Below are 22,060 nucleotides of genomic sequence, written 5' to 3'. Positions count from 1 at the left end.
AAAATAAAAGACCTTGAAGAAACTCTTCAAGGTCTTTTATTTTAGCCTACATATTTTTTGAAAATAATAGAAGCGTTAGTACCACCAAAACCAAAGTTATTGTTGATTGCGTAGTTTACTACTTTATCAACTTTTTGGTTTGCCGCAATGCGACAGGTAATTTCTTCTTCAGGATTTTCTAAATTAATTGTTGGCGGAATAACATCGTGGTAACAAGATAATACAGAGTAGATACTTTCAATTGCACCCGCAGCACCTAATAAGTGACCTGTCATAGATTTAGTTGAAGTAACTACATAATCACCTTGACCTAAAACTGTTTGAATAGCACGGATTTCTGCAATATCACCTACTGGTGTAGAAGTACCGTGAGCATTCACATAGTCAATTTGACTTGCTTGAATACCTGCATCACGAATTGCATTTTCCATTGCTAGTTGAGCACCTTCACCATTTTCTGGTGGTGAAGTCATGTGGTAGCCATCACCTGACATACCAAAGCCTACAACTTCAGCGTAAATTTTTGCTCCACGTGCTAAAGCTGAATCTAAAGATTCAAGAACTAAAACACCAGCACCGTCCCCTAATACGAAACCATCACGGTCTTTATCCCAAGGACGTGAAGCAGCTTGTGGATTGTCATTACGGCTAGATAATGCGTGCATAATACCAAAGCCACCAATACCTAATTGAGTAGAAGCTTTTTCAGCCCCACCTGCTAACATTAAATCAGCATCACCGTAAGCAATCATTTTAGCAGCCATACCAATATTATGTGTACCTGTAGTACATGCTGTGGTAATAGCAATATTTGGTCCTTTTAGACCATAGCGAATAGATAAATGACCAGCAGCCATATTAGTAATAGCTGAAGCAATAAAGAATGGGCTGATTCTTCTTGGACCTTTTTCAAATAATGAACGGGCATTATTTTCAATATAGCCAAGACCACCAATACCAGAGCCTACTGCTACACCAAAGCGTTGCAGATCTAAACTCTCTAGTTTATCAATTAGACCAGCATCTTCAAGAGCTTGTTTACCTGCATAAAGAGCATATTGGATAAATAAATCCATTTTACGCTGTTCTTTTGCATCTGCTACTTCTGTTGGATCGTAGTTTTCTACTAAACCAGCAAATTTAGTACTAAAGTTAGTTGTATCGAAATGATCAATCAAGCGAATACCGCTTTTACCAGCAAGTAGATTTTCCCAGTTTTGATCTACGTTATTACCAAGTGGGCTTAAAATACCCATACCTGTAACAACAACTCTTCTTTTAGTCATCAAGAGCTCCGTAAAAATAAAATATATAATAAAGAGAAAGCGGTCAATCAGGATTGACCGCTAACCAATTATTTTGTTATAAGACAATTATTATTTTGAGTGAGCAGTGATGTAATCAATAGCTGATTGAACAGTTGTAATTTTCTCTGCGTCTTCGTCAGGGATTGAAATGTTGAATTCTTCTTCAAAAGCCATTACTAATTCAACAGTATCTAAAGAGTCTGCACCTAAATCTTCAGTGAAAGAAGCTTCAGGAGTGATACGATCTAAATCAGAAATATTTAATTGTTCTGCAATTACTTTTTTAATTTGAGATTCAATAGTCATTTTATTTTGATCCTGTAAAGGCTATAAAACCTTGAAAAATAAAAAATTATACCACTATAAAAAGCGGATGTTTTATAAAAATCTATAATCGTTTGTATATATGCCAAACCGGCATTTTTTACTCGGTTTATATTATATCACAAACAGGCGGCAAATTAGTAGAGTTCTGCTTAAAAAATTACTCTATTAAACAGAGATTTAGAAAAATTTATTATTTTTCTAAAAAACTAACCTTGGTACATACCACCATTTACGCTTAAAGTGTGACCTGTAATATATGAAGCATCATCTGAAGCTAAGAAAGCAACTGCTTTAGCAACTTCTTCAGGTGTACCTAAACGTTTTGCTGGAACTGAAGCTAAAATACTTGCTTTAACTTCATCAGATAATACGTCAGTCATATCTGTTGCAATAAATCCAGGTGCAACTACGTTTACGGTTACACCTTTACCAGCAACTTCTAAGCTCATTGATTTAGTAAAACCAATAACACCTGCTTTTGCTGCTGAGTAGTTTGCTTGACCAATATTACCTGTTAAACCTACTACCGAACCGATATTAATAATACGTCCCCAACCTTTTTTCATCATAGGGCGCATTACTGCTTGGCTTAATTGGAAAATAGGTGTTAAGTTAGTTTCAATAATATCGTTCCAATCTTGGTCACTTAAACGCATTAATAATTTATCACGGGTAATACCAGCGTTGTTAACAAGAATATCAACATCACCGTATTTTTCTTTAATAGCTTTTAAAAGTTCAGCTTGTGATTCTTTATTAGTTACGTTAAGAACCATACCTTCACCTTTACCAGCTAAGTATTCAGTTATGCTATTTGCACCAGACTCGCTAGTTGCTGTACCAATAACTGTGCAGCCACGAGCTGCTAATTCTAAGGCGATAGCTTTACCGATACCACGTGAAGCACCAGTAACAAGTGCGATTTTTGTCATAATATAAACTTTCCGCTTAATTTAACTCTTGTAATTGTTCTAGACTAGCAACTGTATTTACAGCTTGACAGCTTGCATTTTTGCTAATACGACCACTTAAACCTGTTAAAACTTTACCTGGACCAACTTCTAAGAAATTAGTAACACTATCTTGGTCTGCTAACTTAGCAACTGTTTGCGTCCATAAAACTGGACCTACTAATTGTTTAAGTAGAGCGGCAATGTACTCTTCTTTAGTAGTTGATACTGATAGATCTGTATTGTGTACAACAGGAACCTTAGCAGTATGGAAAGTAATTTTTTCTAATTCTTTTGCCATATTGTCCGCAGCTGGTTGCATTAGGCTACAGTGTGAAGGCACAGATACAGCTAATTGTACAGCACGTTTTGCTCCTGCTTCTTTTAGAAGGTTAGCAGCTTGTTCTGCAGCTTGTGCATCACCTGCAATAACAACTTGTCCTGGACTATTGAAGTTTACTGCAGAAATAACTTTACCAGTTTCAGCTTGAACTTTGGCACAAGTATCAATAATTACTTGATCTTCTAAACCTAAAATTGCATACATTGCTCCGCCAGTAGGTACAGCTTCTTGCATGTATTTACCACGCAGTTGTACAAGTTTAACTGCATCTTTGAAGTCAATTACGCCTGCACATGTTAGAGCTGAGTATTCACCTAGACTATGGCCAGCCATATATTCAGGTTTTAAATTCGGATATTCCTTTTCAATAACTTTAAAAATCGCATAGCTTGAAGTTAATAAAGCTGGTTGCGTAACTTCAGTTTTACTAAGTTTTTCAGGATCGTTTTGTACAACATCCCATAAGTCATAACCTAGTACATCAGAAGCTTGTTTAAAGTAATCTAAAACTTCAGGGTATTTTTCCGCAAGATCTTTTAACATGCCTTGCGATTGAGATCCCTGTCCTGGAAAGATAAATGCTAATTTCATTTAAATATTCCTAGTTACAACAAAATAAATAATTTTACCATGCTTTATAACTGCTAGATAATCTAGTAAATAAAAACAATGGTACAAAAAACCAAGTACATTATAGCAAAAATAAGTTAAATATGGGCAAAAATAAAAAGACTGTGCCTACATGACACAGTCCTTTTTGAGGAAATTATTCCCATTCAATAGTTGAAGGTGGTTTACCACTTACATCGTAAACAACACGACTCACGTTATCAATTTCATTAATAATACGATTTGATACTAAGCCTAAGAAGTCATACGGTAAGTGTGCCCAATGTGCGGTCATAAAGTCAATAGTTTGTACTGCTCTTAAAGAAAGTACCCATGAGTATTTACGACCATCACCCATTACACCTACTGATTTAACAGGTAAGAATACGGCAAATGCTTGTGAAACTTCATAGTAAAGATTTGCTTTATGTAATTCTTCAATAAAAATAGCATCTGCTTTACGTAAGATATCACAATATTCTTTTTTCACTTCACCTAAAACACGTACCCCTAGCCCCGGACCTGGGAAAGGATGACGATTTAGCATTTCCGCTGGTAAGCCTAATTCAACCCCAATACGGCGAACCTCATCTTTAAATAATTGATTTAAAGGTTCAACTAAACCTAATTTCATGTCTTCAGGTAAACCACCAACATTGTGGTGAGATTTAATTACGTGAGCTTTACCAGTTTTAGAAGCTGCTGATTCAATTACGTCTGGGTAAATAGTACCTTGACCTAACCATTTTGCATCTTCGATTTTGTGAGATTCTTCATCAAAGATTTCAACAAAAACTTTACCGATAATTTTACGTTTTGCTTCTGGCTCATCAACACCTGCTAAAGCGCTTAAGAAACGATCTTCGGCATTAACACGTTTGATGTTTAAGTTAAATTTACCTGCAAACATTTCCATAACTTGGTCACCTTCGTTTAGACGAAGTAAACCATTGTCAATAAAAATACAGTGTAAATTTTGCCCAATTGCTTTGTGAATTAATAAAGCAGCTACCGATGAGTCAACCCCACCAGATAGACCTAAGATAACTTTATCGTTACCAACTTGCTCTTTAATTTGGGCAACAGTTGTTTCAATAATGTTTTTTGGTGTCCATTCTGAAGCACATTGACAGATTTTAAACACAAAGTTTTTAATAATGTCTAAGCCAGATTTTGTATGTGTAACTTCTGGGTGGAATTGTACACCAAAAAATGGTTTTTCTACGTGTTCAACTACACATAAAGGACATGAGTCAGTTTTAGCCACTACATTAAAGTTAGGAGCTAATTCTGTAACCTTGTCTCCGTGACTCATCCAAACATCAAGAGCTTGTTGTTTGCTATCGAGATGATCGTTAAGTCCTGCAAGTAATCTAGTGTCACCAACTACATCTACTTTAGCGTATCCAAACTCACGGGTATCAGAAGAACTAACAACGCCACCAAACTGAACCATCATAGTTTGTAAACCATAGCAAATACCAAAAACTGGTACGCCAAGTTCAAAAACTACTTGTGGAGCACGTGGACTATTTTCTTCGGTTGTAGATTCAGGACCACCACTTAAAATAATTCCTTTTGGATTAAAATCGCGAATAAATTGTTCATCAATATCCCAAGATACTAACTCACAGTACACACCAATTTCACGAATACGACGGGCAATTAGTTGAGTATACTGAGAACCGAAATCTAGAATTAAGATTTTATCGTTATAAATATTAGATTGCATCTTTATGTACTTTATAAGAGTAAGTTGAAATTAGGCTCTACTTATTATACTAGAAATATAAAAAATTGAGCTAGTAAATTTACTAGCTCAGAAAAAACTATTTACTATAGTTATCAGGAACTTTTTCAAGCATAATGCCATGCACATGGCTTTCGCTTAATGTAGCACCAGATACTTTAACAAATTCTGCTTCGTTATTTAAGGCTTCGATAGTAGGACAACCAGATAGACCCATAGCTGAACGAATACCACCTACTAATTGGTGCACTATGTAAGCTACGCTACCTTTGATTTCTACTCTACCTTCAACGCCTTCAGGAACGAGTTTATCTTTTGCATTATCTGATTGGAAGTAACGATCAGATGAGCCTTTTGACATAGCTGCTAAAGATCCCATACCACGGTAAGATTTGTATCTTTTGCCGTTCATTTCGTATTTTTCTCCAGGAGCTTCTTCTGTAGCCCCAAGAATAGAACCTAGCATTACGCAACTAGCACCAGCTACAAGAGCTTTTACTATATCACCTGAGTAACGAATACCACCATCAGCAATTACAGGAATACCTGTATGTTTAATCGCAGTTACAGCATTATCAATTGCAGATAATTGCGGTACCCCACATCCTGTAACAATACGGGTAGTACAAATAGATCCAGGACCAATACCAACTTTAACTGCCGAAGCACCAGCTTCTACTAAGTCAATAGCTGCTTCAGCGGTAGCAATATTACCAGCAATGATATCTAAATCAGGATAATCTTTGCGGGTTTGTTTTACACGATTAACTACACCAGCAGAGTGACCATGTGATGAGTCAATGAGAATTACATCCACACCTGCTTCAACAAGTAAGCGAATTCTTTCTTCATTACCATCGCCAGCACCTACAGCAGCTCCAACACGGAGTTTATTTTCTTTGTCTACAGCAGCATTAGGGTATTTGCCTAAGTCTACATAATAGTTTTTAACTAAACCAACTTGTCTTGCTTGCTCTACTGGAGACATATTTTTGTGAATGAAGCCAACACCACCGATTAAAGCAAGAGATGTTGCTAATTCATACTCAGTTACAGTATCCATAGCTGAAGAGATAATTGGTACATTTAGATCAATATTTTTTGTTAATTTTGTTTGTAAATTAGCAGTATTAGGTAAAACTGTTGAAGCTCTAGGAATAATTAAAACGTCATCAAAAGTAACACCTTCATATTTTATACGTAGCATATTGTCTCTCTAGTATTTTACGGCTATTGTTGATTTATATAAAAATAGTGCTGAAATTTGATCAGCACTTAACTGCAACAAGAAAGAAAAAACAACATATTTTTTCAATTTTTGCTTTATTAGTTGGCGCATATTATATACTATTTTTTTAACTCTTGCATTACAAAATACAAAAATATTACTTAAGTGCGTGATTTTCAAGAATAAAAAAAAACACAACCTCAAGCTAAGGTTGTGTTTTTGCCTTAATCAAGATCTAGTCCAAGTTGATCCCAAATAAGATCTACTTTTTCTACAACTTTTTTATCTTTAACTATAGCTCTTCCCCATTCGCGCGTGGTCTCACCTTCCCATTTACTTGTAGCATCTATGCCAAGTTTTGAGCCAAGACCTGAAACAGGAGAAGCAAAGTCTAAATAGTCAATTGGGGTGTTATTAATAATGGTAAAATCACGTTCAGGGTCAGTTCGCGTTGTAATTGCCCAAATTACATCATCCCAACTGCGAGCATTTATATCGTCGTCACAAACTATGACAAATTTGGTGTACATAAATTGACGTAAGAACGACCATACTCCAAACATTACCCTTTTAGCATGCCCTGGATACTCTTTTTTAATCGTAACCACAGCCATGCGATAAGAACAACCTTCAGGTGGAAGATAAAAATCTACAATTTCTGGAAACTGTTTGCGTAGAATTGGTGTAAACACATGATTTAAGGCAACAGCTAAAATTGCAGGTTCATCTGGTGGACGACCTGTATAGGTTGAATGGTAAATAGGATTTTTCTTAGTGGTAATATTAGTAACCGTAAAGACAGGAAATTGTTCGGTTTCGTTATAATATCCTGTATGATCACCAAACGGACCTTCGGTTGCTAATTCTTCTGGATCTAAATACCCTTCAAGAATAATTTCCGCAGTAGCTGGAACTTGTAAGTCATTGCTCAGACATTTTACTACCTTAGTTGGAGCTTGACGTAATAGTCCAGCAAATGCATATTCTGATAAAGTGTCAGGAATAGGCGTTACCGCTGCAATTATAGTTGCAGGATCGGCACCAAGTACTACAGAGACAGGGAATTTTTTCCCTGGATTTTCTTTTTTCCAATCCTGAAAATCTAGAGCACCACCACGATGTGACAACCAACGCATAATTAGCTTGTTTTTGCCAATTTTTTGCATGCGATAGATGCCTAAATTTTGGCGCTTTTTGTATGGACCTTTAGTAACTACAAGACCCCAAGTAACTAAAGGGCCAGCATCTTCGGGCCAGCAGGTCATAATTGGAATGCGATCTAAGTCGACTTGATTGTCCTTATAAACTATTTCTTGACATTCTCCTTTGCTCTTTTGCTTAATGCGCATGTGAAGAATATTTTTATAAAGACCTAATTTAGCTATAGCATCAGAAAAACCTTCTGGGGGTTCTGGTTCTTTTAGCTTAGCTAAAAGTTCACCAAATTTTTCGAGTTGAGCTGTGCTTTCTAAGCCCATAGCTAAAGCTATACGTTCTTCGGTACCAAAGAGATTGGTTAAAACAGGAGTATCACTGCCTTTAACCTTTTCGAAAAGAAGGGCTGGTCCACCTTTACGTAAAGTTCGATCTGAAATTTCAGTCATTTCAAGATATGGATCTACCTCGATACTTATACGCTTTAAGAGATTTTTTTCCTCTAAATAATCGGTGAAATCTTGTAAAGAATCAAAGTTCATAATAAAATATTTTTCAAGATTTGGATCTGTACTTAAGACTTAAGTGGAGTTATCAAAAAATTATATTACATTTTTGGTAAATCTCTAAAAAAATATAGCGTTAAGTGGTATCATTATATAAAGCACAAAAGAAAAAAAACAGAATTTTTGTGCAAAATCTAAAACCAAATTAAAATTATAAAACAGTAGAGATATGTGCCAAATTTTAGCCTTAAATTCAAACTCGCCAACTGATATAACTTTTTCTTTTGAAGGTTTTGTCAATCGTGCGGGAATAACTGAGACTAACGTAGATGGTACAGGAATAGCTTTTTTCGAAGAGCACAATAATGTCAGACTATTAAAGGACGATAAAGCAGGATATAATTCCTATGTCCGTAATTTAGTTCGAATTTATCAAATAAAAAGCAAAAATATCATTGCTCATATTCGAAGAGCTTCTTCAGGTGCCCCTAAATTAGTAAATTGCCACCCTTTTGTAAGAGAACTCTGGGGTGAAAACTGGGTTTTTTGTCATAATGGCCATTTAGAAACCTTTCCAAATATAACCGAAAGAGAAAAACAAAGCGTAGTAGGTGAAACTGACAGTGAGCTGTTTTTTGCTCACTTAACTTCATTTATTGAACAGCAATTCCCAAGTAAACCTGATATAAATACTTTATTTTTAGCCATTGCTAAATTTGCTGATAGTTATTCAACTGCAGGTATTTTAAACTTTGTTGTCTCTAATGGTGAATTTTTAGTTGCACATTGCTCGACTAACTTATATTGGATAAGTAGATCTGCTCAAGATGATAATTTAATCCGTCGTATTGATGATGGTGGGGTAATCAACTTAAGTTGTTACGCTAATAAGAATGATAAGGTTACAATTATTTGTACTATGCCTGTAACAGATGAAAAATGGCATAAGATGACCAATGGACAAACTCTTTTATTTGAAAATGGTGATCTAAAATTATCATACAACGGTGTCCCTTCCGTGATTAATAAAAAATATGAAGCTCTTACTGGTCTATCTAGTAAAGTTCAACAACAAATTGATCAAGAACAAGCTAAATATAGAACCGAAGATGCTATACGTGCTCAAGCAGCTTTGAGCTAAGATTTTAAATTTATAAAATGAGTCTTGTTATTTTCTTCAACAAGACTTATTTTTCCCTAAATAGGAAAAAAGCCATGTGGAGAAAATCTCTAGAAGAATGGTTAAGCACTACTTCTCTTTCAGGGTTTAACCAATTGTATATTGAACAGCTATACGAGCAGTATGCTTCAGATCCGTCGAGTGTAGATGCAAACTGGGCTCAACTTTTTCACGATTTAGAAGAAAGTTCACAAGTAACAAAGAGCCGTTACTATGTAAATACTTCTGGTCATGAAAATATTTCTTGTGCCAATCTTATAGAAACCTATAGAAACTATGGGCATTTAATTGCTCAAATTGATCCTCTCAACTTATGGAAAAGAAATCAAAGTACACCATTTAATCTTATTGATTTCAATTTACATCCTGAACAGGATGTAACCCTACTTGTGCCTTTTGCAGGGCAAAAGAAATATAAAGTATTGGATCTATATGTAAAACTCCGCTACATTTATGCTTCTACTATAGGTTATGAGTTTTCTCATATTTCAAATTTAGCAACTAAAGAATGGTTAACTAAAGCAATAGAGCTATACGAACATGAAAATACTTATGTTGATAAAATTCGTATGCTCAATCGTTTAGTAAGAGCTGAGCAATTTGAAATTGTTTTAAATAATAAATATCCAGGAGCAAAAAGATTTTCTCTTGAAGGTACTGAGTCTTTAGTTGTCCTGCTAGATAATCTCTTTAATTTAAGTGGTGACAATAATCTCCGCGATATTATTGTAGGTATGGCACACCGTGGTCGTTTAAACGTACTTGCAAATCACTTTGGTATGCAAATGCAAGAAATTTATGATTTATTTGCAGGCAAACATGAGTTAGATAGTTCATTTGCAGGTGATGTAAAATACCACTATGGTCGCAGTGCGATATTTACTAAAACCTCTCAAGCTTCGTCAACGCGAAATAAACTTGTTGAGAATAAATATGTAAATTATCTCAATGCTCATCTTATGTATAACCCATCTCACTTAGAATTTGTAAGTTCGGTGGTTATGGGAGCTGCAAGAGCAAAAATTTCAGCCTATAACAAAGAAGAAAAACTTGATGAGTATACCAATCGCGGTGACTTTGGTGTATCTAAAGGGACTGATTACGTTCTGCCTATTTATATCCATGGGGACTCAGCAGTTGCTGGTCAAGGGATAGTACAAGAAACGCTAAATATGTCAAATACGCGAGGTTATTCAGTAGGTGGTGGCATTCATATTGTCTTAAATAACCAAATAGGTTTTACTACCAATAACCTTAAAGATGTAAGATCTTCGACTTATGCTTCCGATATAGCAAAAGCTATAGATGCACCTATTTTCCATGTAAATGCCGAAGATTTAGATGCTATTTCAAAAGTTGCTTACTTAGCTTTTAAATACCGTCAACGTTATAAAAAAGATGTATTCATTGATCTAGTTGGTTATAGACGTCAAGGTCACAATGAAGCTGATGATCCAACAGTAACTCAACCAAAACTATATCAATTAATTAAAGAAAAAGAGTTAATTTCTAGTATTTATGCTAAATCTCTTGAACAACAAGGGGTTATTGAAGCTGATTACCTAGATTCAATTCGCAAAAAATACTATAAAGAGTACAACTCAGCTACTGAGACTCTTGAAATAAATAACCTCAAATTTAGCAAAAACGAAGATTATCAAAAAGGTTTCCACAAACATACTAAATTAGTTCACAAAGATGACTTCAAATTAACTGAGTATGCTCGTCTTTCAAATCGTGAACTTAAAGATTTAGGTAAAGAATTATGTTATGTGCCTGATTCTTTTGAGCTCTCTAATACAGTAGCTCGAATGTATAATCTGCGTAATGAGTCTTTAGATACAGATGCTAAATTACAATGGGGGCAAGTAGAGTTATTAGCTTATGCGACTTTAATGCAACAAGGGAAAAATATCCGTTTAAGTGGTGAAGATGTAGGTCGTGGGACTTTCTTCCACCGTGCGGCTGTTTTATGTAGTTTTAACAAAACAAATGATTACATCCCTCTGCTTAAATTAGCAAAAGACTATAACACAAAATTTGAAATCTGGGATTCTACCTTAACCGAATGTGGGGTATTAGGTTTTGAATATGGTTATAGTATTAGTGAGCCAAATAGCTTAGTAATCTGGGAAGCTCAATTTGGTGACTTTGCTAATGGAGCTCAACCTATAATTGATCAGTTTATTGTTTCTGGTGAAACTAAATGGAATCAAGTTTCAGGGTTAACTTTATTATTACCTCATGGTTATGAAGGACAAGGTGCAGAGCACTCAAGCGGTAGAGTTGAGCGTTTCTTACAATTATGTGCTGATAATAATATGCGAGTTGTAATTCCAACTGAAGCAAAAAATATGTATCACCTACTTGTTAATCAAGGTCTTTCAGAATATAAAAAACCTTTAGTTGTATTTACTCCTAAATCTTTATTAAGATTAGATAATGCAAGTGCTAGCATTAATGATATAACGAGTTCTAAATTTGAAACAGTTATTTACGATAGTAAAAAACCAAGTGATAAGATTGAAAAATTAATTATCACCTCTGGACGAATTCGTTATGATGTTGAGCAAAAACTTAAAGAGTTAGATAAATCAGAGATCTATCATTTACATCTAGAACAACTTTATCCGTTCCCGGAAAAAGAAATCAAAAAAGTTATAGATAAAATGAAAAATCTAACTTTAGTTGAAATTGTGCAAGATGAACCTGAAAACCAAGGTTACTGGAATTTTGCATTACCATACATAATTAATTTAATTAAAGATAGAATAGGTAAGGTTCATATTGGCTATAATGGTCGTAAAGCTAGTGCAACCACGGCAACAGGTTATCCAAAAACCAGCAAAGAAGAATTAGAACAAATTTTAGCTAAGTTAGATAGTTTAAATAACTTCTTTATCTAAAGGTATAAAAATATAAGGTCTACAATGAGTATTATTGATATTAAAGGTCCGCTTCTTCCAGAATCTGTAGCTAATGCAGAATTGCACCAATGGTTAGTTGAAGTAGGACAACAAGTAGAAGCTGGTGAAACTATTGCAGTAGTAGAAAGTGATAAAGTTTCTTTTGAAGTTTCTGCACCCGAAGATGGTTTTATTACCGAGTTTGTTGAACACGCGGGAGCAACAATTTTTACTGAACAATTAATTGCTAAGTTCCAAGTAGTTGAAGCAAGTCAAAAAGTTGAAGCTAAACCTGCTCCGGAAGTAACAGCAGAGCCAACTCCAGAAGTTAAACCTACTCCTGTAGTAGAAGCTAAACCTGCTCCAACACCAGTAGTAGAAGCTAAATCAGCTCCAACTCCAGTAGTAGAAGCTAAAATAGCTCCAGCTCCTGAAGCTAAACCTGCACCAGCTACAAAACCTGCTCGTGAACCAGAAGTAGTTAGACCAGCTGCGTTAAATAAAGAAAATGATTACTCTTTAGCTGCAGAAAAAGTTAATCTTGGTCCAAGTGCTCGTAGATTAATTAATGAACATGGTATTACTTCAGATGAGGTAGAAACCTACTTACGTAATAAATTACCACCACGTGTAATTGCTAATGAAATTAAATTACGTCAAATTAATGCTGCCGTAAACCCATTCAAAACTCGTGTACCTATGACAAATATTCGTAAGCATATTGCTCAACGTTTATTAGAGTCAAAAAACAGTACTGCGATGTTAACAACTTTTAACGAAGTTGACTTACAAAGTATTATTGACATACGTAAGGCTTATGGAGAAAAATTCCAGAAAAAACATAATATCCGTTTAGGTTTTATGAGCTTTTTCGTAAAAGCTGTTTCAGAAGCTATGAAAGAGTTCCCAATTATTTCAGCTTGTATTGAAGGTGACGATATAGTTTATTCAAATACAACTGATATTTCTATTGCCGTATCAACTGAACGTGGCTTAGTAACTCCAGTATTACGTAATACAGAAAATAAATCACTTGCAGATATCGAAAGGGAAATTGCAGAACTAGCTGCCAAAGGTAACAATAATAAGTTAACTATCGAAGATATGACAGGTGGTAACTTTACTATTACCAATGGGGGTGTATTTGGGTCATTATTCTCAACCCCAATTATTAACCCACCTCAATCAGCAATCTTAGGGATGCACGGAATTAAAAAACGTCCTGTAGTTGTCGATGATCAGATTGTTATACGTCCAATGATGTATATAGCTCTTTCTTATGATCACCGCTTAATTGATGGGAAAGATTCTGTTCGTTTCCTCGTAAAAGTAAAAGAATTACTTGAAGATCCGACACAAATTCTTTTAGCGATATAATATTTTTTCAAGTCCAAGGCGATAAATCGTGAATTTAAAGCCTTGGACTTGTATAATATACGAGAGATTTAAACTAGGGTGAGACAGTGAATTTAGTATCTATATTTTTTAACTTTATTAAAAATGATATTGTAAATGACAAAATAGTTGCATTTGCAAATCAAACATTAGATTTTATTGTTCCAGAGAACTTAAAAAACACATCAGATTATTTAAATTTACGTAATAAAAATATTTACTTTAATGTTACGGATTTGAACTTATTTTATCGCTTAAACTTTAGCGACCAAGTAGAGTTATCTCGCGTTAGTGAAATTGATCAACATAAAATAGACTTATTAATTAAAACCTCGCAATATTCAATTGCTAGTCTAGTTAATAAAAATGAAGATGTAGAATCTTTAATAAAACAAAATAAATTAAACATTGAAGGTGATAATGCCCTTTTAATTAGTTTAATTAACTTTGCTTCGCGCGTTGATTTTTCTTCAGAAAATGTATTAAGTAAATATATTGGTGATGTTCCTGCGTATTTTGTTACAAGAGCTGGAAAGCAAGCTAATAAACTTCTTGGTAATGTAGCAAGTTTTGTTAATGATGCAAATGTACATCAGTTTAGCAACACTTCTTCAACTAATGCAGATCCATTTCGTGATGATTCTTTAGAAGCAAATAAAGAAAGCAAAGCAAATCCAATTCAAGATTTAATTGAAAATAAATTGCCTAATGCAAAACAAATTTTAAATAGCTTTATTAAACAAATTAAGTAGGTTAATAATGCAAAGCCTGTTTCGCTTGTTGCTAATTGGTTTTATCCTCCGCCGTTATCGTATAGATAGCTACTTGCGTAAAAATAAAGGTTTGAAGGTCATGCGTTGGCTTTCTTTATTTTATTTTTGGGTTCCAGCTAAACATGCAAGTAGTAGCATTGGGGTAAGGCTTAGATTAACTCTTGAAGAGTTAGGTCCAATTTGGATAAAACTAGGGCAACTGTTGTCTATTCAAGACGACTTTTTTGATGATCAAATAACTACTGAATTAAAACAATTACAAGAAAAAACTACCCCTTCGAACGTAAAGCACATAAAACAAACCTTAGAAAGGGATTTACAAGTTGACTTTGCCAGTCTTTTAGATAATTTCTCTTCCCAACCTTTGGCAAGTGCTTCTATTGCTCAAGTATATGCAGCTAATCTAAATCTAAGAGAGTATAAAGCTTACCTTGAAAGTAAAAGTAAGCAAACTCAAGGCGTAATTTTTAATGAAACTACAGATTTTGATTTTTCTCAAGAGTCTATACCTGTAGTTATTAAAATTTTGCGTCCAGGTGTGCGCGAGAGGGTGCAAGTTGAATTAAAATTAATTCGTAACTTATTTAACTTTATTGCTCAGTATGTTGATCAAACTAATAGATTGCGTGGTAGTGAAATAGTAGATGAGTTAGAAGCGAATTTTAAAGCTGAGTTAGACTTGACCTGTGAAGCAGGTAATGGTCAAACTTTACGTAATCACTGGCTAAATTCGCACATTCTCTATGTACCAAAAATCTTTTGTGCCACAAAAGATTGGTTTATTTCCGAACGAATTTTTGGTACCTCAATCAATAATCATCAAGTTTTAATTGATAATAAGGTTGATTGTGAATTACTCGCTAAACGTGGAGTGGAAATATTTTTCCGTCAATTACTAGAGTTTAATTTTTTCCATGCGGACATGCATCCTGGAAATATATTTGCAAATATTAATAATCCACAAGACCCAACTTATATTGCTATAGACTTTGGTATTGTCGGAAGTTTAACTCCACTTGATACAAAGTATTTAGTTGAAAATCTAATTGCTTTTTTCCGTCGCGACTATAGAAAAATAGCTGAGTTGCATGTTAATTCAGGTTGGATTAGAGGTAAGGTTGATGTTAATGAATTTGAACGGCAAATATCTTACTCTTTAGATCCGCTTTTTAACAAATCTCTCAATGAAATTCGCTTTAGTGCGGTATTAAAGAATTTATTTACGGTAGCAAGAAATTTTAATATGGTAGTGCAACCGCAACTAATTCTTTTACAAAAAACACTAGTGTATGTAGAAGCCATGGGACGTAATGTCTATCCCCAATTAAACTTGTGGGAGACGGCAAAACCTATTCTTGAAGAGTGGTTTGCTCGTGAATATAGTTTAAAAAATCAAGCTACTAAAGCCTTTGCAAGTATGCCACAATTTTTAAACTTTATGAGTTATGTCTCTGATGATATGTACCGAGTATTTGATAATCATCAGCAAATATTGCTTAAGCTAAATACTCTTGAAAATAGAGTTTATAAAAGCCAAAAAAATAATCAGCGTTTACTGTTACTTCTCGTTACGGTTATAAGTGCTTTATTTACTGGATTGTTTTTTACTCTAGGTATGAGTGTGTGGTCTATAATTTCGCTAATTATAACTGCGTTAATTTTTATTTTCTTTATCTTAAGTTTGTTTGTTTAGTTTATGAGTTTAAATATTTTAAACCGACCATATCCTAGAGTCCGTTTACGTCGTAATCGTAAAAGTGACTTTGCTCGCAGTCTTGTGCGTGAAAATACTTTAACAGCAGATGACTTAATCTATCCAGTGTTTGTCTTAGAAGGTGAAAATCGTAAAGAAGAAATTCCTTCTATGCCTGGACAGTTTCGTCTATCAATAGATTTACTTGTTGAAAGTGCAAAAGAATGGTTTGCAGATGGAATAAAGGTAATTGATTTATTCCCTGTAATAGAATCAAATAAATCTCTAGAAGCTGAAGAAGCTTATAATCCTGAAGGTCTAGTGCAACGTTGTATTCGAGCTCTTAAAAAAGAACTACCTGAATTAGGGATAATGACCGATGTTGCATTAGATCCATATACTACCCATGGACAAGATGGCATTATTGATGAAAATGGTTATGTTTTAAATGACAAAACTATCGAAGTGCTAGTTAAACAAGCTCTAAGTCATATTGAAGCGGGGGCAGATATTATTTCTCCTTCAGATATGATGGACGGAAGAGTTGGCGCTTTAAGATATGCTTTTGAAGTGAATGGACACCATAATGTGCAGATAATGTCTTATGCAGCAAAATATGCTTCGGTATTTTATGGACCATTTAGAGATGCTGTAGGTTCTACAGGCAACTTAAAAGGAGCAGATAAGTTTACCTATCAAATGGATCCAGCTAACGCTGATGAAGCATTACATGAAGTTGCTTTAGATCTAAATGAAGGGGCGGACATGGTAATGGTAAAACCTGGATTGCCTTATCTTGATATAGTTCGTCAAGTAAAGGATACATTCCGTGTCCCAACTTTTGCTTACCATGTTTCAGGGGAATATGCCATGTTAAAGGCAGCTGCAAGTAATGGCTGGTTAGATTATAAAAAATCAGTTCTTGAAACTATGCTCTGTTTCAAACGTGCAGGTTGTGATGGTATCCTAACATACTGTGCCCCAGAAGTTGCTAAATGGCTAAAAGAAAAATAGAATAACAAAAAACCAGCTTGATAATTCAGGCTGGTCTTTTTTTTAGAGTAAAAAAATATCCTCTGCTCTAATTTAGAGCAGAGGACAAATTAAATTAAGCTTTGTTTAGTTTCTTATTGTGTTTTAACAGGTTCCAACGTGTTAAAACTAAACCAACAACAGCTGCAATAGTTGAAGTTCCAAGAATACTTAGACGAGCTATATCAATATGAGTACGCTCTTCCATAGTTACACCTGGGAAGCTTAGGTTTACAATGAAGATTGACATAGTAAAACCAATACCACAAATAATACCAACAAAGAATGTCATATCCCATGTCATAGATTGTGGTTTTTGGGTAATTCCTAACTTAGAAGCAACATAGGTAAAGAGGAATACCCCAACTGGTTTACCAATAAATAGACCAGCGAAAATACCTAGGATTAAGTGTAAGTTATCACCAATAGCATTGCTTACGTCACCAAGAGAAACACCTGAGTTTACAAAAGCAAAGATTGGAATAATTAACCATTTAACGTAAGGGCTAAAGTATGTTAATACTGAGTTCGAAGGGTTAACACCATTAATATCACGGTTTGGTAATAAGAAGCCTGTTAATACCCCTGCAATAGTAGCGTGTACACCTGAGTGTAAGAAACAGTACCAAGTAATAATACCTAGAAGAGCGTACGGAGTAATTGCTCTTACATTGAGGTATCTGTTTAAAACAAACATAGCTACTAACGCTAAAACGCCAATACCTAGATGAGTAAAACTTAGATCTGTAGTATAGAAAATTGCAATTACAATAATTGCACCCAGATCATCAATTACTGCTAAAGCTAAGAGGAATACTTTCATTGCTGGTGGAACTAATTTCCCAAGAAGAGAAAGAACCCCAATAGCAAAAGCTATATCCGTAGCCATTGGAATAGCCGCCCCATGAATTAAAGCAGGATCATGGAAGGTTATAGCAAAGTAAATTAAAATAGGAACAACCATTCCACCTAAAGCACCAAAGAATGGGAAGCTTGCTTGTTTAAACGTAGAAAGGTGACCGTGTAACATTTCATGTTTAATTTCAATAGCTACTGTAATAAAGAAAATAGCCATTAATGCGTCATTGACAAAGTGCTCAAAGCTTAAGTGAATGAAGCTAAAACTTCCAATACTAACGTCAATGTAGAAATGTAAGAATTTATTGTAGATAGCTTGAAGAGAAGGTATATTTGCTACAATTAATGCAAGTGCAGCACAAATTATTAAAACAATCCCACCCGCAGCTTCATTACTAAAGAAATGCTTAAATTTTCGCATAAAAGTAATTGCCTTTTCGAATTTATATATTAGTTTTTAAGGTTATGTTACACCGCCACTGGTGCTTTAATAGCTTTATGACTTTGATAGTTTACAACTTCAAAATCATCAAAATCGTAATCAAAAATAGATTCTGGTTTACGTTTAATTATAAGTTGAGGTAATGGGTATGGTTCTCGAGTTAATTGGAGTTCAACTTGTTCTTGGTGGTTAGAGTAAATATGTACATCACCACCAGTCCAAACAAATTCACCTACTTCAAGATCACACTGTTGAGCTACCATATGTACAAGTAAAGCATAAGAAGCTATGTTAAAAGGTAAACCTAGAAAAACATCGCAAGATCTTTGATATAACTGACAAGATAATTTGCCATTATTTACGTAAAATTGGAAAAATGAATGGCACGGCGCTAAAGCCATTTTATCCAAGTCTCCAACATTCCACGCACTTACAATGATACGACGACTATCTGGATTGTTTTTAATTTGTTCGATAGCTTGTTCAATTTGGTTAATGGTACGACCGTCTTTAGATTCCCATGCAACCCATTGTTTGCCATAAATTGGACCTAAATCACCATTTTCATCTGCCCATTCATCCCAAATAGTTACTTTATGTTCATTGAGGTATTTAATATTTGTATCCCCTTTTAGGAACCAAAGTAATTCATAGATAATTGATTTTAAGTGAACTTTTTTAGTTGTAACTAAAGGGAAGCCTTTACTTAAATCAAATCTCATTTGATGTCCAAAAATAGAGTAGGTACCTGTACCTGTACGGTCAGATTTAAATTCGCCATTTTCCTTAATATGTTTGAGAAGATCTAAGTACTGCTTCAAAATTTAAAACCTCTGTGTAAAGCGGTGATGCCGCCAGTAAGGTTTTGATAACCCACCTGGGAAAAACCAGCATCAATCATCATTTGTTTTAACGTTTCTTGGTCAGGGTGCTTTCTTATGCTTTCTGCTAAGTAACGATAAGAATCTGCATCATTGGCAACTATATCGCCAATTAATGGTAAAAGTTGAAAAGAGTAAACATTGTAAACTGATTCTAAAAGTTGGTTAGTCGGTTTAGAGAACTCTAGAACTAAAGCTCTACCGCCTACTTTAAGAACTCGGTGCATTTCTGCTAATGCTTTGTCTTTATTTGTTACATTTCTTAAGCCAAAACTAATAACAATTACATCAAAGTAATTATCTTCAAAAGGTAATTGTTCAGCATTTGCTTGTACAAATCTAACATTACTAACAATTCCCTTGTTAGTAAGTCTTTCTTTTCCAACAGACAGCATATTAGCATTAATGTCTGATAATATAACCTCACCTGTAGAGCCTACGATTTTACTAAATTTTTCGGTAAAATCTCCTGTACCCCCAGCTAAGTCTAAGATCTTATCTCCTGCTTTAGCTCCACTACAGTTAATGGTATGCTTTTTCCAACTGCGGTGAATACCAAAAGATAAAATATCATTCATTAAATCGTATTTTTGCGCTACTGAGTCAAAAACACCGGCAACAAGTTGCTCTTTTTGTTCAATTGGTATTTGTTTAAAACCAAAATCTGTATATTTATTGTTTGACATTATGAGCTCCTATCTACCCTAGATTATAACACCTCGAGCAGGAAAAAAGCAGAGGGGATTTTAAAAAAGGTAACGAAATAGATTCATTACCTTCCAATTTACCCTTTTATTTTTATGCTAAACATTCTGTGCGGATTTAAAATTCTTTAAAATACTCACAAGAAGGTTATAGTACTTTTCTACTGAGCCAATATGCACACGCTCTTTTGGAGTATGAGGATTGTGAATATCTGGACCGATAGAAACTATTTTAATGTCAGGATAGTGACCTTGAAGAATGCCACATTCTAATCCTGCATGCATAACTTTTACTTCAATATCAGATTTAGTTGCTTTTTTGTATTCTTCTTCAACAAATTTAGTAAACTCATTTAAAGAAGGAGTCCAACCTGAATAGAAGCCCGAAGCGGTTAAACCAATTCCCGTTAAATCTGCTAAAGCAAACATTTCATCGCTGTAGATTTTGTTTGCTGTGTCATTTAAAGAACGAGCTAGGATTTGATATTTAAAACCTTCTTCAGGATTTAGACGTAATACCCCACCAGACTGAGAGGTTTCCACTACCCCTGCAAACTCATCAGAATTTCTTAATACGCCATTTGGAACTAAAACTAAGAAATTTAATAAGTTAGGCATATCCGAGCAACTTAAACGTGTTAACTCAGGTGTAGCTTCTAACTGGTCTAAGCTGTAAGAACCATTTGGTTCGGCAAGTTTAAAAATAGAAGTAAGTTTTTCTTGTACCTCAGCAAAAGCTTGAACAAATTTACTTTCATTTTCAGCCGTTACTGAAACTGTTGCATAAGCTTCACGTGGGATAGCATTTCTTGCTTGTCCTGCATATAAATCAACAAAGTTGAATTTAACTTCACGATATAAAGCAAATAGAAGCTTACTTAAGTATTTAATTGCACTTTCACGGTTAGTGTGAATATCTACACCTGAATGTCCACCGCGGAAGCCTTTTAAAGAAATTTTAAATACTTTAGCCCCATCTTTTAGAGGTTTAAAGTTATATTCTTTGTGGAAAGAGAGATCAATACCACCTGCACAACCTAAATAAAGGTGTCCCCATTCTTCAGTATCAGTATTTACAAGATATTGAGATTCTAACCAATTTTCGGCTAAACCTAACACCCCTTCCATACCTACTTCTTCATTACGAGTTAATAAACCTTCGATTGGACCATGCTCAATGCTATCATCTTCTAGTAAAGCTAAAATAGAAGCTACACCTATACCATTGTCAGCCCCTAAAGTTGTATTATCTGCGTAAAGATATTCTCCGTTAATTACCGTGGTAATAGGATCTTTGAGAAAATCATGCTGTTTATGGGAGTCTGCTTGTGGCACCATATCTACATGGGCTTGGAAGGCAATTGAAGGGACATTTTCATAGCCTGGAGTAGCTGGTTTACGAATTAATAAATTGCCAGCTTGATCTTTTTCAACCCATAAATTTTTCTCTTGAGCCCAATTATAAATATAATCTACTAGGGCTTGGTCATGATAACTTGGATGTGGAATTGAGCAAATTGTATCAAACCATTTCCAAAGTAATTGGGGTTTTAAGTCTGTAATAGTTGCTTTCATAAGAAGAATACTACCTTAAGAAAATTAGTTTTCATTAATAATAATTTAGCAAGTTTACAAGGTTAAATCAACAATAATTACAAAATTATTGCCTTCTTGCTAAAAAGATATATAATAATCGGGCAAATATTTATATTTGTGCAAGATAAAAGGATTTCTAGTATAATATTATTAGTTCCTTTTTTTATTACAAATAATTAATTTAATTTAACTTTCAATAGTCTTCACACTTTTTAGTGTGAATTTCTAGGAGAAAAAATGGCTAAGTCACAGTTCGTACGTAACAAAACGCACGTAAACGTAGGTACAATCGGTCACGTTGACCATGGTAAAACAACTTTAACAGCTGCTATTACAACTGTATTAGCAAAACACTTCGGTGGTGCTGCTCGTGCATTCGATCAAATCGATAACGCTCCAGAAGAGAAAGCACGTGGTATCACAAT

At 34.6% G+C, this 22,060-nt stretch carries 18 protein-coding genes; 7 read left to right on the top strand and 11 right to left on the bottom strand.

Features of this window, described 5'->3' with window-relative positions:
* Positions 1-41: 41 nt before the first annotated feature.
* The 7 genes from fabF to ubiD form a co-directional block, all read right to left on the bottom strand.
* Positions 42-1,286 carry a beta-ketoacyl-ACP synthase II gene (gene fabF, locus CJP74_RS07470; protein ID WP_119497847.1) on the bottom strand — a complete coding sequence of 415 codons (1,245 nt, stop codon included), beginning with the start codon at positions 1,284-1,286 and terminating at the stop codon, positions 42-44.
* Positions 1,287-1,376: 90 nt separating this feature from the next.
* A complete protein-coding gene (gene acpP, locus CJP74_RS07465) occupies positions 1,377-1,613 on the bottom strand; it encodes an acyl carrier protein (RefSeq protein ID WP_119497845.1) in 237 nt (78 codons plus the stop codon).
* Positions 1,614-1,840: 227 nt separating this feature from the next.
* A complete protein-coding gene (fabG, locus tag CJP74_RS07460; RefSeq protein WP_119497843.1) occupies positions 1,841-2,569 on the bottom strand; it encodes a 3-oxoacyl-ACP reductase FabG in 729 nt (242 codons plus the stop codon).
* 13 nt (positions 2,570-2,582) lie between these two features.
* A complete protein-coding gene (gene fabD / locus CJP74_RS07455; protein ID WP_119497841.1) occupies positions 2,583-3,518 on the bottom strand; it encodes an ACP S-malonyltransferase in 936 nt (311 codons plus the stop codon).
* Positions 3,519-3,693: 175 nt separating this feature from the next.
* A complete protein-coding gene (gene guaA / locus CJP74_RS07450; protein ID WP_119497839.1) occupies positions 3,694-5,268 on the bottom strand; it encodes a glutamine-hydrolyzing GMP synthase in 1,575 nt (524 codons plus the stop codon).
* 97 nt (positions 5,269-5,365) lie between these two features.
* Positions 5,366-6,493, bottom strand: coding sequence for an IMP dehydrogenase (guaB, locus tag CJP74_RS07445; RefSeq protein WP_119497837.1), 1,128 nt, complete (start codon positions 6,491-6,493; stop codon positions 5,366-5,368).
* A gap of 245 nt (positions 6,494-6,738) precedes the next feature.
* Positions 6,739-8,211 carry a 4-hydroxy-3-polyprenylbenzoate decarboxylase gene (gene ubiD, locus CJP74_RS07440; RefSeq protein ID WP_119497835.1) on the bottom strand — a complete coding sequence of 491 codons (1,473 nt, stop codon included), beginning with the start codon at positions 8,209-8,211 and terminating at the stop codon, positions 6,739-6,741.
* Between the two features lie 193 nt (positions 8,212-8,404).
* Between ubiD and CJP74_RS07435 the strand changes: the two genes are divergently transcribed.
* The 6 genes from CJP74_RS07435 (at position 8,405) to hemB (ending at position 17,136) form a co-directional block, all read left to right on the top strand.
* On the top strand, positions 8,405-9,316 hold the full coding sequence (locus tag CJP74_RS07435; RefSeq protein WP_119497833.1) for a class II glutamine amidotransferase: 912 nt from the start codon (positions 8,405-8,407) through the stop codon (positions 9,314-9,316).
* A gap of 74 nt (positions 9,317-9,390) precedes the next feature.
* Entirely contained in the window at positions 9,391-12,261 is a 2,871-nt protein-coding gene (locus tag CJP74_RS07430; protein WP_222987021.1) for a 2-oxoglutarate dehydrogenase E1 component, read from the top strand.
* Between the two features lie 24 nt (positions 12,262-12,285).
* Complete coding sequence (gene sucB / locus CJP74_RS07425) at positions 12,286-13,638, top strand: dihydrolipoyllysine-residue succinyltransferase (RefSeq protein ID WP_119497829.1); 1,353 nt, start codon at positions 12,286-12,288, stop codon at positions 13,636-13,638.
* Between the two features lie 86 nt (positions 13,639-13,724).
* Entirely contained in the window at positions 13,725-14,408 is a 684-nt protein-coding gene (locus tag CJP74_RS07420) for an SCP2 sterol-binding domain-containing protein (protein WP_119497827.1), read from the top strand.
* 100 nt (positions 14,409-14,508) lie between these two features.
* Positions 14,509-16,122 (top strand): AarF/UbiB family protein, encoded by a 1,614-nt coding sequence (locus CJP74_RS07415; protein WP_222987019.1) that lies wholly within the window; start codon positions 14,509-14,511, stop codon positions 16,120-16,122.
* 3 nt (positions 16,123-16,125) lie between these two features.
* Positions 16,126-17,136, top strand: coding sequence for a porphobilinogen synthase (gene hemB / locus CJP74_RS07410; RefSeq protein WP_119497823.1), 1,011 nt, complete (start codon positions 16,126-16,128; stop codon positions 17,134-17,136).
* Positions 17,137-17,230: 94 nt separating this feature from the next.
* Here hemB and nhaA read toward each other — a convergent pair whose 3' ends face one another.
* From nhaA to CJP74_RS07390, 4 genes are all read right to left on the bottom strand, one after another.
* Positions 17,231-18,433, bottom strand: coding sequence for a Na+/H+ antiporter NhaA (gene nhaA, locus CJP74_RS07405; protein WP_119497821.1), 1,203 nt, complete (start codon positions 18,431-18,433; stop codon positions 17,231-17,233).
* A 47-nt stretch (positions 18,434-18,480) separates the two neighbouring features.
* A complete protein-coding gene (gene thyA, locus CJP74_RS07400) occupies positions 18,481-19,275 on the bottom strand; it encodes a thymidylate synthase (protein WP_119497819.1) in 795 nt (264 codons plus the stop codon).
* Positions 19,272-20,021 (bottom strand): bifunctional demethylmenaquinone methyltransferase/2-methoxy-6-polyprenyl-1,4-benzoquinol methylase UbiE, encoded by a 750-nt coding sequence (gene ubiE, locus CJP74_RS07395; RefSeq protein WP_119497817.1) that lies wholly within the window; start codon positions 20,019-20,021, stop codon positions 19,272-19,274. Before ubiE ends, thyA begins: the two co-directional genes overlap by 4 nt.
* Before the next feature lie 117 nt (positions 20,022-20,138).
* Entirely contained in the window at positions 20,139-21,614 is a 1,476-nt protein-coding gene (locus CJP74_RS07390; RefSeq protein ID WP_119497815.1) for an aminoacyl-histidine dipeptidase, read from the bottom strand.
* Positions 21,615-21,872: 258 nt separating this feature from the next.
* On the opposite strand from CJP74_RS07390, the gene CJP74_RS07385 reads away from it, so the two are divergent.
* The coding region (locus CJP74_RS07385; protein ID WP_245958051.1) for a GTP-binding protein at positions 21,873-22,060 on the top strand (188 nt) is incomplete at its 3' end.

Origin of the sequence: Psittacicella melopsittaci (assembly GCF_003585925.1) — a bacterium.
Taxonomy (GTDB): domain Bacteria; phylum Pseudomonadota; class Gammaproteobacteria; order Enterobacterales; family Psittacicellaceae; genus Psittacicella; species Psittacicella melopsittaci.
The sequence above is the reverse complement of the archived record's forward strand: the minus strand, read 5'-3'. Positions and strand labels throughout refer to the sequence as shown.